The 14453-nt window shown below is 45.2% G+C and carries 12 protein-coding genes; 8 read left to right on the top strand and 4 right to left on the bottom strand.

All coding sequences use genetic code 11. The features are described from left to right. Positions 1–31: 31 nt before the first annotated feature. A complete protein-coding gene (locus tag QUA74_RS06450) occupies positions 32–1942 on the bottom strand; it encodes an acetate--CoA ligase family protein (RefSeq protein WP_333326232.1) in 1911 nt (636 codons plus the stop codon). Positions 1943–2334: 392 nt separating this feature from the next. Here QUA74_RS06450 and QUA74_RS06445 point away from each other — a divergent pair, with 392 nt between their 5' ends. Further along, a complete protein-coding gene (locus QUA74_RS06445) occupies positions 2335–2532 on the top strand; it encodes a hypothetical protein (RefSeq protein WP_333326231.1) in 198 nt (65 codons plus the stop codon). 540 nt (positions 2533–3072) lie between these two features. Next, a complete protein-coding gene (locus tag QUA74_RS06440; protein ID WP_333326229.1) occupies positions 3073–3918 on the top strand; it encodes a cyanophycinase in 846 nt (281 codons plus the stop codon). Between the two features lie 164 nt (positions 3919–4082). On the opposite strand, the gene QUA74_RS06435 is transcribed toward QUA74_RS06440, so the two are convergent. Further along, positions 4083–4331 carry a hypothetical protein gene (locus QUA74_RS06435; RefSeq protein ID WP_333326227.1) on the bottom strand — a complete coding sequence of 83 codons (249 nt, stop codon included), beginning with the start codon at positions 4329–4331 and terminating at the stop codon, positions 4083–4085. A gap of 1007 nt (positions 4332–5338) precedes the next feature. On the opposite strand from QUA74_RS06435, the gene QUA74_RS06430 reads away from it, so the two are divergent. From QUA74_RS06430 to QUA74_RS06415, 4 genes are all read left to right on the top strand, one after another. Next, positions 5339–5581, top strand: a complete 243-nt coding sequence (locus QUA74_RS06430; RefSeq protein ID WP_333326225.1) for a hypothetical protein — start codon at positions 5339–5341, stop codon at positions 5579–5581. Positions 5582–5593: 12 nt separating this feature from the next. Then, entirely contained in the window at positions 5594–6133 is a 540-nt protein-coding gene (locus tag QUA74_RS06425; protein ID WP_333326223.1) for an alpha amylase C-terminal domain-containing protein, read from the top strand. A 265-nt stretch (positions 6134–6398) separates the two neighbouring features. Further along, entirely contained in the window at positions 6399–6776 is a 378-nt protein-coding gene (locus tag QUA74_RS06420; protein WP_333160649.1) for a BON domain-containing protein, read from the top strand. 89 nt (positions 6777–6865) lie between these two features. Continuing rightward, the gene (locus tag QUA74_RS06415) at positions 6866–7300 is read left to right on the top strand and encodes a DUF2294 domain-containing protein (RefSeq protein ID WP_333326221.1); all 435 of its coding nucleotides are present in this window, start codon (positions 6866–6868) and stop codon (positions 7298–7300) included. Here QUA74_RS06415 and QUA74_RS06410 read toward each other — a convergent pair. Beyond that, positions 7275–7991 carry a response regulator gene (locus QUA74_RS06410; RefSeq protein ID WP_333326219.1) on the bottom strand — a complete coding sequence of 239 codons (717 nt, stop codon included), beginning with the start codon at positions 7989–7991 and terminating at the stop codon, positions 7275–7277. The genes QUA74_RS06415 and QUA74_RS06410 overlap by 26 nt on opposite strands. A 284-nt stretch (positions 7992–8275) precedes the next feature. On the opposite strand from QUA74_RS06410, the gene QUA74_RS06405 reads away from it, so the two are divergent. Next, complete coding sequence (locus QUA74_RS06405) at positions 8276–9079, top strand: DUF2267 domain-containing protein (RefSeq protein ID WP_333326217.1); 804 nt, start codon at positions 8276–8278, stop codon at positions 9077–9079. A 402-nt stretch (positions 9080–9481) separates the two neighbouring features. Further along, a complete protein-coding gene (locus QUA74_RS06400) occupies positions 9482–12130 on the top strand; it encodes an EAL domain-containing protein (RefSeq protein ID WP_445251643.1) in 2649 nt (882 codons plus the stop codon). A 383-nt stretch (positions 12131–12513) separates the two neighbouring features. On the opposite strand, the gene QUA74_RS06395 is transcribed toward QUA74_RS06400, so the two are convergent. Beyond that, positions 12514–14166 (bottom strand): alpha-amylase family glycosyl hydrolase, encoded by a 1653-nt coding sequence (locus tag QUA74_RS06395; RefSeq protein WP_333326213.1) that lies wholly within the window; start codon positions 14164–14166, stop codon positions 12514–12516. Positions 14167–14453 lie beyond the last annotated feature (287 nt).

Below are 14453 nucleotides of genomic sequence, written 5' to 3'. Positions count from 1 at the left end.
CCCCACAAAGCCAACTTAAATTTGGAACAGCTTACAAAACAGTCCCTATTTCTTTCAAATAAACCCGTGTAAACGGTTCATCATCCCCCAGAGTATACTGTTCGATCAACCCCTGGCGACGAATAGAAATACTACTTCCTTCCCTCACCACAACAGTGTCATCATCAGTGCTTTCTCTGGCCAACATCATCTCCGTTTCCCCCGGATTGTCCAGCACCACCATATTGCTGCCCCGATAAAACATTCCCTCAGCTTCCAAAATATTTTCGGGATATTCAGCAATTAACAAATCGAGCTTGGGATTCCGCAGCAAACTTTGCACGTTAAGATGGTAATTCTTATTCAAAACTTTTTCAGAACGGTTAACAAAAAGTCCACCGCGACAAACAGCACCGATCGTCCAATCAGGATGCTGCAACAGAATGTGATCGATTATTTCTTGCAGTTCATGCACCGAAATTCTGTTGAAAGTAATAATCGGAATTCTGGCTGATTTTCCCGAGTCAAAGAAAGTTTCGATAATATGCGAAGGCACATCAACCCCTTCGCCGACAGCCGGGTTTAGGTGCATAAAAATTCCCGGCGCCGCATTGATTTCGAGAATCCCAAAATTGCCTGTTTTCCAAGATTTGGCGAGAGTTTCTGTTACCACATCAACCCCCAAACAAGTTAACCGAAAATGTAGGGCGATATCTTGAGCCAAAACAATGTTATCCGGGTGAATAGTGCGGGTAGCGTCGATGCTGACGCCGCCTGCGGAAAGATTGGCGACTTTACGCAGAGCCACTGTGCGATCGCCCTCTAGCACACTATCCAATGACAGCCCTTGTTCTGCCAGATACATTTCCATAGCTTCGTCGGACTGAATTTTGCTCAGGGCCGAAGTTGGCGTATCCAAACGTTCGGATTTGCGGTTTTCACGGCGGATCAATTCGCGAATTGTTGAGTTGCCATCACCTGTTACCCAAGCGGGTCGGCGTTCAGTTGCCGAAACAAATTTGCCGTCAACACACAGCAGCCTAAAATCCGATCCTTTGATGCTATTTTCTACAATTACTCGCACCGGTTCTGTTTCAGGAATTGCCTTAACTGCTCTTTTAAAAGCCGCCTGCAATTCCTCAGCATCTCGGACATCTGCTGTGACGCCAATTCCTTTATGACCGACTACTGGTTTGATAGCAACTGGGTAGCCAATTTCTTTAGCAACTGCAACAGCTCCGTTTTCTGTAGAGACGATATCGCCTTTGGGAACAGGAAAGCCTAATGTAGCGAGAAAAGCTTTACAATCGTCTTTGCGCGTGGTAAAATCGGAGTCTAAGTGGCTGTCTGAATCAAAAGTAGTTGCAGAGCCGCGAACCAGTTTTTTGCCGTACCCGTATTGCATCAATCCTTCATCCCACAGATAAAATACGGGAATGCCTTTTTGGGATGCCGATCGCATTAACGAATAAACTGTCGGGCCTCCGTAAACTGACTGCCGGAACATACTTTGCAGCGCGCCCATTTGTGCTTCCAAGGGAAAATCTTGATTTTGATTGATGGCTTCAAACCAATCCCAAACAGCGTAAACTACAGCTCTGGCGCTGCGGGCGTGAAGTGCTTCTATGCTGATTCTGTTAAAGTGAGAAAACGGCTTGACGTTCCAGTGTTGGAAGTGCAAACCCATGTCAAGTTTTGCTACTTCTGAGGTGGTACGGCCGAACAGTTGGGCGTGGTTCGAGAAAGTTTCGTGCAGCAGTTGCGGGTACCGATCGCCAATAATTTTCTGGTAATGGGCGATCGGCAAAGGTTCGCTCGCGCCCGTCACCGCTAAATCGAAAACTAAAGCGGCTGTGTCTAAATAAGGGTTGGGCCCGATATAGTGTTTGAAATTGAAAACATCAAAAATATCGGTTTTCCGAGCATTGATGCGTGCTGTTTCTGTGCTTTTTTCTTGCAGCATTTTCTAACCTCCTTTGAGCTAATTTTTTACGTTAACTTTATAGTCGGTGCAGGGGATACTACCTGGGGGCATAGATATTATTGCACTGCTCAGTTGAGACAAATACTCCGACCAATTCTGCCTCAGCATTGCGAGAGTGGGGGGAGTGGGGGAGTGGGGGAGTGGGAAAGTAGGGGAGATGGGAGAGGGGGAGAGTGGGAAAATATTCCTTCTTCCTTCAACATCTGACTAAGCATTCATGACTAAGCATTCATGACTAAGCATTCATAACTAAGCACTTATAACTAATGACGACTTCCTGCCATCCAAAAAAAAGTTCTAACTTTTGAGAGGTACATTGTGCACTTATAATTGTTTATGACAGTGAAAGAAAATTTAAGAGGCAGCAAATTATGAAGATCGCACAAACTGCTCTCAGGGACCAAGTTCATCACTTAGCTGAGGAAGCTTTTCACCGGAAGCTAATTTCTGGCTACGGCGATGGTCAAAACAGCAACGAATATCAGATTGTCTGGAACGGCAAACCCAGACACCTACCTTTAGAACGGGCGAGTACCATATTGAGCAATTTGATCGAGCGATCGCACTAAATGGCGATCGGACTAATCTAGGACTGATGCTCATCAATCCGATTTCTACGAGCAATAAGAGGAGGATTAGCAAAGGATCGGGTCAGAAACCGGATTGATCACCGCGCGCGCGTCAGCCCTGTAATTTAAGCTCATTTCTTAACCCCTCCTATCTCGCTGTTAGGGGGGGCAAGTTTGTTGTGTCGCTCATCGAGGATGAGTTAAATAGATAGTTCTAGACGCAGAAACCGGTTTTTTTTACCCGTCCCGGACACAAAAGCTCTCTCAGAAACCGGGGTTTCTCAGTTAAATTTTTCCGTTCACACGCAGAATTTTCCTTCCTATTACCGGTTTCTTTAATCTAGTGTCTCCAAGACTGTTTAACAAAAACATTGTTACAGCCATGGCAAGAGTAAACATCTACCCGAATGCTTGAGCTGTGTGCGTCCTGGAGTGGTAGAAGTATGAGAGTTTTGTGTATCTATATATACCTTTTGGCAGTTTTCGGACAAAGGAATTTTGTGTTTTAGTGAAATTTAATAAATTAAAAGTGGAGATAATATGGCGAGCCAGGAAACTCAGGGAAAGTTGCTAATTATTGGTGGCGCGGAAGACAAAGAGGGGGACTGCAAAATTCTGCGGGAATTCTTGCGGTGCGCCGGAGGCACTAAAGCGCACATTGTTGTCATGACTGCTGCAACAAGCTTGCCGGGAGAAGTAGGAGATAATTACATCCGAGTGTTTGAGCGACTCGGCGCTCAAGATGTGCAAGTTATTGACACCCAGAGACCGGAAGATGCCAACAATCCAGATTATTTAGAAGCGATCGAACAAGCCACTGGCATATTCTTTACCGGCGGAGATCAAGCGCGGATTATTAGCTGCTTGAAAGACACAAAACTCGACGCAGCTATGCACAAACGCTTTTCTGAAGGGATAATCATTGGCGGCACCAGTGCCGGCGCGGCGATGATGCCAGACATGATGATTATTGAAGGAGACTCCGAGACAAATCCCCGCGTTGATGTGGTAGCAATGGGCCCGGGAATGGGTTTCCTTCCCGATGTTGTCATCGACCAGCATTTCGCCCAACGAGGTCGTCTGGGACGCTTAGTTACGGCACTTTTGCTGCAACCAGCTGTGTTGGGATTTGGTATTGACGAAAATACAGCTATTTTAGTCCACGGTGACGAGTTGGAAGTCATTGGCGAAAGCGCTGTAACTGTCATCGACGAGTCGGAAAAACTCCACGACAATATTGAGGGACGCTTGAAGGATGAGGGTTTGGCGATTTGCGGGGCCAAGTTGCACATCCTCCCCCACGGATATCGGTTTAACTTGAAAACTCGCCAGCCGGTGTTTGATAGCGCAGCAACAACAGCAGAGAGACAAAGGCAGCTCGCCTAATTTACTTGCAACTGGCAAACATCTCAAAAGAAAGTATGTAGGGTGTACAGTGCCCACCTTACCGCTGCAACCAAGTAGGATGGTTAAAAACCCAGTTTCTGTGTCCTGCAGCAATAAAAGAAGAGGTAAAATCCTCTTCTTTTATTGTTGCGGTTTCTGATTTTTTAAGCACTTTTCTGTTCGCCAAAAATCGACTGCTGCCCTTCGGCAGTCGATATTAAATTCCACCCTTGAACTCTCAGCTTCTGATAAGTTGCCCATCCCTTAGAACCGCCCGGTTCCCGGTAGTCGGGTACAGCGAACTGCGGAAAAGCTGTATAAGGCCGCCATCCCTGACGGGCATCGGTGCGTAAGTGCAATATCTTTTCTCCCTTGCCTCCGAGTCTGGGCAACCAACACATTTGTTTTAGCATTTTTAACACTCCAGAGTTTTACAGTAACGGTAATTCGCCAACATCCCACATTAAACTTTTAGAGCTTTAGAGCCACTGCTCGGAATATCTAACGGGTAACAGGGACGAATGAGATTTTCACCAATTACCAATTACTGAGGTAGCAGCAGTCGTTAAAGCTGATTTTGGTTCTACAAAGTTTACCGGTCAACAACTATAAAACAAGTGCTGCCCAGACATAAGCAAAAATAATCATTGCTATTCTCGGCTCAAACTTGGCTTAAAGTCGCAGGAAAACCCAGTTGAATAAAGGATTTATGTTTCTGGTTTCCCTTGCCTTACAATTACAAGCTGATCCTCGCTGTTTCCGCATAAAATGACATCTTTCTACGGTATTATTCCTGTCCGCTAAAAAATGTTTCTTTAGTTACAAATCTTAAATATTCACCACGATTTATCTACTTATCAAAAGTTAAATTACTTTTCATAAAATACTTCGCACAGTTTTTGATAGCCAACGGTAGAATAAGGGTTCAAGGCTCCAAGGCAAGTTCGCTACCAACGGAAAATCCTGGCTTTCAGACTATGAACTAAAAACAGTCCCGACTATTTTTCATAAACAGCGCTGAATAATTTTTAGTTACTTTAACTACATTTTTGATTTAAATCAGGTTTCCGGTTGCTTAGGCGCGCACCTTACTCAATCGGTAGGTTTCGCACTACTAAATCCTCCGGGTGCGCCCCCAAGTACCTGACAACATAAGAGGTAAAGGTTTAACTCTTAAGAACGATGGCGACAGATTTGCAAAATGGTAAAAATGAATACTAATTACAGTTATAGCAATCCTAAATCATTTGTGAATTTCTTACTCCCTCCCCGAACCCGCGGGCAGGGTTGGGGCGGGGTAAAAAATTTACGACTCCTGCAAGGATTGCTATATAAGTTCTGCAAACAAGGTATTCATGACCGCTGCAATTGAATTCAAGAATATCATATCGACGGGATTCGCTACGATGCTGGGCGGCAGTTGGACAATCGAGATTTCCTACACTGGATAACTGGCGAAGCGAAAAAAAACGCCAGCAACAAGCCATTTTATAACATAGCAGAACACTTTCCCGAACTTCCCGAACTCGTCACTGCGGACGGGCCGATGGACTGGTGCTGGCACGAAATTTTTCGCATTTTTGCCATAGAAAATCTGGGGGCGAAGACTTTCGATATCGAAAAGCTTAAGCAAGTTCTGGATGCCAAACAACAAGGCTATTAAACCACAACTAATGTGATCAATTCTTTAGCCAGTCACGACCTTGAGCACTTGCTGGCCGAAGGCAGCTTTCGGGATATCGATCAAGAAGCGGCTTTTAAACGCGCTAAATTGGGAGCGGTTTTGTTCGTCACAGCAGCAGGAATACCGATGCTGTGGATGGGCGAAGAGTTTGGACAATCTACTCGGCAAACTCCGAACCAGCCGATTAAATTGCAATGGTCTTTGTTGGAAAATCAGCCAAATCATGAGTTGTTGGAATACTACAAAAACGTGATTCGGCGGGAACATTTGCCGACAGTTTATACCGAAAATATTGAATTCATCCACGAAAATTCAGAAGCCAAAATGCTGGCTTACTACCGTTGGAGCGATGAGGGAACGCGAGCAGTAGTTGTCGCTAATTTTTCGGATACTTATCTATCTGGTAACAGCCTTCCTAAGTTTCCGGCTGCGGGAACTTGGCCCGAGTGGATGTATAACAAAATAGTAGAAGTTGGGGAAGAAGGGTTTGAGTTTGATTTGCCGGAATGGTCAGCGCAAGTATTTGTTTGAGAGCGGGAGAATTATGTCTCCAGGCAGATGATCGGCGTAGTTGTACAACAGTAAATTGTATTTAGGATGGGCGCACCAAACTCAACAAACCGGGTTTTTATACCTAGGTGGATGGCTGTAACGATACTTTTTTGTAAAAAAACTCGGTTTCTGCATCCAAGAGTGCGATCGTAATTCCTGGTATTGAGAATAACAATTACAGGGCGACTTGCCAACCGTGAATTAACACGTCAATTAACACAAACTTTGTCGGAGGACAAACTCTATGGGCTGGCTAAAAAGATTGTTTGGTTTAGAAAAACTTGAAAATCAAGAAACTGTTGACGCTCCTGCTTACCAAGCACCTGTAGCTCAAGCTCAAGCTCAAGCTCAACCTGCTGCGAGCGCTCAGACAATCCCGCCGGAACGCATGGGCTTGAATGGAGAATACGATCAAAGCGGCTTAGCTAAACGGGTGGCTCAGGCTTTCGATGCAAATCCAGATGTTGCGGATATTGAGACTGTTTATGTGGCTCAACTTGGCACTACGGTGGTTCTCAAAGGTACAGTTCCCAGTCAGGAAATTGTCAACAAGTTGGTGACAATTGCTAAAGGTGTTAAGGGTGCCACTGGGGTGGAAACTAATGAAGTTACTGTCGGCTAACACGACGGTTATTTTAACAGTTAGCAGTGAGCAGTTAATAGTTAACTTAACTGCTCACTGTTAACTGCTAACAGTCTTTTTTATCTATCATGGTTTCAATAAAAAATATGACAGGGGAAATCTTAGAACCTACTCGTGGGAAATTAGAACGGACTCTTTCGCAGGGAATTCAAGCGTTGTACCGCTCTCAACTCGGACACCCAACGAGTCAGGCGCTCTGCAATCTTTTGGATAACAAATTGATAATTGTTATCGAAAACGGGCTTACTCAACCCGAAAAACTGCTGGCTCAGAACGGTCAGCAAGATTTGGCTTTGCAGGTGCGGACACAATTAGAATCAGTTCTGGAACTGTCACTGAAAGATTTAATCAAAGAGGTTTTGGGCGTGGGAGTCACTGATTTGCTCCGCGACGCGACCTTGGAGACTGGCCGCACGGGAACGATCGCCATTTTGGAGTCTGCACCTAAAATTCGCGATTCTCCTTATCAATCTAAAACTAAACTAAAAACGCCTGACACTTGAGGTGCTGGCCGATAATTATTTCTAAATCCTTGATATTAAAAGGTTTGGAAAGGTATTCCACGCAGCCTGCTTGGAGTATCCGATCGCGGTCTTCTGCTTTTGCTAGTGCTGTGATAGCAACAATCGGAATATGTCTGATAGCGGGGTTTTGTTGAATGCGTTTTACTACTTCCATACCGTCTATATCCGGCAGGCAAATGTCGAGTACGATTAGGTCGGGGACTCGATCGACTGCTGCTGAAAGAGCTGCGTACCCGTCAACGGCTCCCATGCACTCGCAGCCGAATAAATCGAGTATTTGTGTCAGCAGCTCTAAGTTGTCCTGATTGTCGTCTACAGCCAACACTAAAGGACGCTTGTCAACCCTGGGTTGACCGCGATTTAAAGACGAGGATTCCAATTTATTGTTCCAATGAGGGTAGTTCATAAATGCCGCTCTAATTGCGATCAAAAAAGTTGTCCCCGAGGCATTCCTCAAGTGGCGTTCCGGCACTTGAAACAGATTGGCTCGTATTTGTAGCTCTCCGAGGGCCAGTTTCTGGTATAAGCCGATTGTACAATATAGCTGCAAGCAGCAGGCAAAACGACCGCCGTTGATTGAGCTCATCACATACTGCTTAATTCTACCTGTCCCAGCGCCAATTACCAACTTAGGCACTCTTGGTGCGTCAGCTTTGGTAAAAACACCCACTAAATACCGAAAATCTTACTAATAAAGCATCTTCGCTTAATAGCATTGAAGAGTGGCGACAGCTTTTAATGATACTAACAACATTAGACGTGGGTTCCCCTACATGGATCTACCTAAAGGAAGATTCTAACTGCAACTTAAATTTAATAACTTCCACCTGCTGAGAGATACTTGTTACTCGCGTTTAGACTTCAATGTTTTTAAGTAGTAATTATCGCAAGTTTAGCAAGTAAGCAAATCAGTTTTTACTTGGGTTTAAGCGGATATTAACCTAGGAGGTTTTAATGACAATTCCAATCAGAGACGACCTGACTTACATTTTGCTCAAAAAGATTGGCAGCGGCAACGGCAGGGGAGAGTCGGAAATTAGGAACGCAGCCGAAGAATATGTCGGTCACCAGGTGGCGGAAGCGGAATTGCTCGGTCATCTGGACTACCTCAATCAAAGAGAATTTATCAAGGCGGAGTTTAGTGGAGAACCTTACGGAGGAGCTGAGTTATTGCCGCCTTTAGTGGCATTTCAACAAGCTGAGTTAACAGAAAAAGGCCGCAAACTGTTACACAAAATGGAGACGAATCCTCCGACCTCGCTCCACCAAGAAGGATCCGCAGTTCCTATCGCTTCAAAGGATATGCCGTTTTTGGAAAAAGTGATGGTAAACGGTCACTTGGAGGATATTTTTGATGCGCGCGACATTACCGAAGTAGTGTACCGGATCATGCGCGATGTGATGACAACAGAAGCAATCGATCACGTGGAATCTGAATTGCACAAAGAAGTTTTGCCTACGGATGACAAAACCCTGCAACAAGAAATAGCAGACCTCTGGAAAGATACCAATCCGCTGGTGAGATTCCTCAGCCGGGTGCGTCAACCTTTGACCGGCGAGCCTGCACCTTTGGGGATCGATGGCAATTTGTTTGCACGAAGGGTGGAACTAGAAGGCGCACTTCCTTCAGGAGTAAAAGCGGAAACTGCGATCGCGGCTGTATTTTCGGCAACAAAGGATGAGCTGTCCGAGGAGCGAATTCAGGAAATAGCTGGCTTTTTGCCGGACAGAATTCGCGGAATTTGGGAGTCGGCTTAACGCCATATTTCCGAGTATAAATACTTACCAACCGGGTTGACGAACCAGTATTTTCCCTCCAGAGGGTACAATAGTGCTTGGTCAACCCGGTTTCTCTGTACCTTTTGTCCTGTAGCTCTGCAATGGTTTTGTAGTGAGGACTTGAGTCCTGATCAAACTCGATCGAACTTTCGTCCTCACTAATTGTCAGAGCGCTCTTTCCTTGCCTTGTAAGTGCGGTGAAAAACCCGGTTTATTACCGAAATTTGTCGAAAAAGCCGAAATATCCCCAGAAACCGAGTTTCTCGCTCCAGAGTTGGGTCAAGACCCTAGACAGAGCGAAAGTGTTGTAATGTATAATACAGGGCGAGTGAAGACTGTGGCTCGTAAAAATGCTGTCAACAGCTCGGGAGATCAAAAGGGATGGCCCGCACAAAAGTTAGACAAATGTCACGATCGACTTTAGAACAAGAGATTTTACTCAATCGAATTACCAATCGCATTCGCAACTCTTTAGAACTTCAAGAGATTTTGACGACAACTGCGCGAGAAATCCGCAGCTTTTTAGAGAGCGATCGAGTAAAAGTTTATCGCTTTGAGACCGACGGTAGCGGTGAGGTCATTGCTGAGTCCATCAACGGCGACAATTTGCCCTCTATGCTGGGCTTGCGCTTTCCAGCAGGCGACATTCCCCATAGTGCTCGGGAAATGTTTCTCAAAGCGCGGCAGCGAGTGATTGTAGATGTGGAATTGAAGCATCAAACAATTAATCGGTTAGATTGTCCCGAAACCGGCAAAACTTTAGCAGTTGAAGATATTACCTATCGTCCTGTAGACCCCTGTCACGCTGAATATCTGAAGGCTATGGGGGCACGTTCTTCTCTGACGGTGCCGATTTTGCATCACAATCACCTTTGGGGGCTGTTGGTGTCTCACCACAGCCAACCGAAAAGGTTTAGCGATCGAGAATTGAAAATGGTGCAGTTGCTTGTCGATCAACTTTCAATTGCGATCGCCCAATCTTTTCTACTCAGTCAAGCTAGACAGCAAGCGCGCGACGAAGCCGTTATCAACCAAATTACCAGTTTGCTGCATTCTCCTCTGGAACTCAACGAAATTCGGAAAGCACTTCTCGAACAAACAGTCAAGCATTTGCATGGTTCGGGAGGGCGACTCTACATTGCAGCCGAGTTTGGCGATATGCCGGCTTTGCTTTATACCTGTGGCCAGCAGCCCACGGACATCGACCTTGAACTCAGCCCGTTTTGGCAGCAGATCATGGGGTTTGACAACCAAGGCGATCGATCACAAACTGCTAATCATCCCAGCCACTTAGGTATTTTTGAAAATCTATATTCCCAGCATTATAGTTCAATTGACAGCAATGTTTCCAGTTTTCTCGTACCGCACTTGTACGCAATTTCCGATATTTCTAAAGAACCTCAACTTAAATCTGTATCTGCCAATTTAGTCGCAGCTTCCATTCGATCATTTTTGGCAGTACCGCTGCAATACCGCCAACAGTGCATCGGCTGTCTCACCGTTTTTCGCAGCCCTATACAAACCGAAATTTTGTGGGCGGGCCGTTGCAGTTCGGACGCCCGGAACGATCGTCCCCGACAATCCTTTGCAGCTTGGAAAGAAATCAAAACAGGCGAAGCTCAAAAGTGGACCAGCGAGGAACAGAAGCTAGCACAATCTTTAGGAACTCACCTGTACATGGCTGCAATGCAGAGGCGCGTCGAGGCGATGATTCGACATCAAGCTTCTCACGACCCATTAACTGGTTTACCTAATAGATTACTGTTTAATGAAAGGCTGTCTTTAGCTTTAGCTAGCGCTCACCAAAAGGGAGAAATGCTGGCGGTAATTTTTCTAGATTTGGACAGATTTAAAAATGTTAACGATACTCTCGGTCACCCAGTGGGCGATTTATTGCTGCAAAGTGTATCTCGGCGTTTGACTAACTGTTTGCGCGTGGGGGATTCGATGGCCCGTTGGGGCGGGGATGAATTTACTGTGCTGCTGTACAATATCAACACCCCTGAGGAAGCAACTAAGATTTGCCAGCTAATCATCCAGAGTTTAAGCACTCCTTTTGATTTTGATGGTCTGGAACTTTATATTAAGGCTAGCTTGGGAATTGCGTTGGCTCCTTATGACGGAGAAGATGCAGAAACTTTACTGAAAAATGCTGATGCTGCGATGTACAAAGCTAAACAGAAAGGTCGCAATAATTATCAGTTTTACACGCAGGCGATCGGCAGTAAAGTCTCCGAGGATCTTAACTTAGAAAATCATCTTTACAAAGCTCTAAAACAATCTGAGTTTGTGCTGTACTATCAACCACAAATAAACTTAAATACTGGCAAAATAGTGGGCATGGAAGCTCTGATTCGCTGGCAGCATCCCGAACGCGGTTTGATTTCTCCCGATCGATTTATTCCCTTAGCTGAGGAAACAGGATTAATCTGCCAAATTGACGAATGGGTGATGCGGACTGCTTGCTTGCAAAATCGAGCGTGGCAGTTACTGGGATTGCCGCCGATGCGGATAGCGGTGAATTTATCAGCCCGCCAGTTTCTGCAACCTCACACGGTACAAACCATCGCTGAAATTTTATCAGAAACCAAGTTAAATCCCGAGTATTTAGAAATAGAAATTACCGAGAGCATTGCCATGACAGATGTGAGCTTTACGGTGTCGGTATTGCAGCAGTTGCAGGATATGGGAATTCACATTTCTCTGGACGATTTTGGCACAGGTTATTCTTCGCTGTGGTCTCTGAAAAACTTTCCCCTCAATAATTTAAAAATAGACAAATCTTTCGTGGCTGATTTGGTGAACGGCAGCAGCGGTGCTACTATTGTGAAACTGGCGATCGCCTTGGGACAAGGTCTGAATTTACAGGTGATTGCTGAGGGAGTGGAAACAGCAGAACAGTTGGCCTTTTTGCAGTCGCATCAGTGTGATATGGGTCAGGGTTACTTCTTTAGCAAACCAATACCGGCGGCGGCTATAACCCAATTGTGCTTAGAAAATCAATCGGGGGAAATAAGGAGTTTAAATTAACAATCGGGAAGTGGAACACAAAAGAGTTTGTGTTTTGAGTTGTGAATGGGATCAGAGCCTGTCAAATAACCATTATAGGTCAATACGGTTCAGTTAAGCTCGATCCCCCTAGCCCCCCTTAAAAAGAGGGGGAAAAGAACTTACTCAAAGTCAACCCCTACTCCCCTTCTTAAGGGGAATGCGAGGGGGATCTCCGAGGAATAAATAGTTTTAACCCAAGCGTATTGCCTTATAAGTTTGTAGTCAGGAAATCCGTTCTCGGACTTTGGGGGAATTAAGAAAAAACTTAAGTCCTTACTACCAACATTTTTTTCTGGTTGGTAGTAAGAACTTCAGCCCTGATATTTTTGAATGGGGAATCAGTGCTTTGGAGGTCTGATAACTTACTGCCAAACAAACACTTTCGCTTCGTATTCCGGCAAGTCAATCATAATATTATGATCGCCAGATTCAATATCATAATTCCCTGTCCATTCGTGCCAAGTTCCGTTTGCTGGGAAGTGGGGCACGCTGTAACCTGCTAGATAATTTTCCGACATATTCGCCACTACTACAACTCTCGAACCTTCATCGTTCCAGCGAGTATAAGCAAAAACTTTTGAGTCGGGGTCTTCGTGGAAAAACTCGATGTTTTCTGTGTACAGTGCTTGGTTATTTTTACGCAGGTGAATTAAGCCTTTGTAGTATTCCCACAAACCTTTATTCAGGTCATTTCCTAGCAGCGTCCAGTCAATTTTAGCTTGCTCAATTGTTTTGCCTTTGTATTCGCCAAATTCTTCGCCCATCCAAATCAGCGGCACGCCAACTGCTGTCATTAACAACACGGTTCCCAACTTCGCCCGCTTGAAGGCGGCTTCATCCAAAATTCCGCGATCGCCCAATTCGGCAAAAACGCGATGGTGGTCGTGATTACTCAAATAATTGACTACATTCGTAGAACCCAAGAAACCTTGCCGCTTGCAGTCGATTACTTCTTTGAGACGTTCTAAATCAAAATTGTCCCCGCAGAGTTGTGGAATTATGGAGTGATAGAAACTGTCGTGCCAGCAGCCGTCCATCGGCCCGTCTAGATTGGTGATGCTGGGATTTTCGGGAATGTATTCGGCAACGGTATAAAACGGTTTGGGGCCGGCGACATTTTTGGCTTCTTGAACTATCCAGTGCATGAAATCGTAGTTAGCAATTTGTCGCGCCGCGTCGAAACGAATGCCGTCGAGATGATATTCTTGAACCCAATAGCGGACTGTATCGCCAGCAAATCTGCGCGCCGGGAAAGTTCCTAAGTTTTCGTCGTAAAATTCGTAGTTAAATTCCGGGCCCCAATTGTTGTCTGGATCGCGGGGTTCGTGGTGATACCAATAATCGTGATCGATTTGAGTCAGGGGGCCCGATGATTCCGAGTGGTTGTAAATCCCGTCGATGATGACGCGAATGCCGCGGCCGTGACACTCGTCTATCAGGTTTTTGAGTTCTTCTGTGGTTCCGTAGCTGGACTCGGCAGCGAAGAAGTAGCGGGGGTTGTAGCCCCAACTGTAGTCGCCTGGGTATTCTTTGAGGGGCATGAGTTCGATCGCGTTGATGCCGAGTTCGACTAGGTAATCGAGTTTTTCGACGACATGCTTGTACTTGCCGCGGGCGAGGGGGTCTGCTTCGCCACCGGAAAAGTCAGCAACGTGCATTTCATAAATCACTAATTCCCGATCGGCCGGTAGCGGTTTGTCATCGTGTTTCCAGACGTAGGTATCGACAATGCGATCGCCGTCTTTGATCCGAACAAGGCCGTTTTGAGTAGGATCGTCGATGTCAGTCGCGTAGGGATCGACCACATCTACCCACTGATCTGCTTCCAGAAACCAGCTTTTCGACTGAACGCGAAATTTGTATTGATAAACGCCATCCTCCAACTCAAATCGGGTGCGGAAATAACCCTCTTCGTCCTTTTCCATCGGAATCTCTTCCCAATTAGAAAAAGAGCCAATCAAAGCAGCTCCTTTATTGTAGGGAGCAAATAACTTAAATTCAATTGGAGCGGCCATAATACCTCTTTCTAAAATATTTTAGTAGCAGTTGATACTTTTAATTTCGCAAATTTAAGCGAACTCAGGCATCATTCTGCGGGTATAATTTCTTTAAGGCTTAACTATTCCTAAAAGTATGATAATCTTGCTTCTACTGCGCTTTTTATGAATTGATCTCGCGTAATATTGGCAGTGCGAGCGAAATTTATCTAACTTGCGATCGCTCAACAATAAGTATTAGTAATATGAAATTTTTTAAGCATCTATCTTAAGGTAGATTTAATTCTAAAATGTTTTTTTTAATA

This window comes from Microcoleus sp. LAD1_D3, assembly GCF_036702135.1.
Lineage (GTDB): Bacteria > Cyanobacteriota > Cyanobacteriia > Cyanobacteriales > Microcoleaceae > Microcoleus.
The sequence above is the reverse complement of the archived record's forward strand: the minus strand, read 5'-3'. Positions and strand labels throughout refer to the sequence as shown.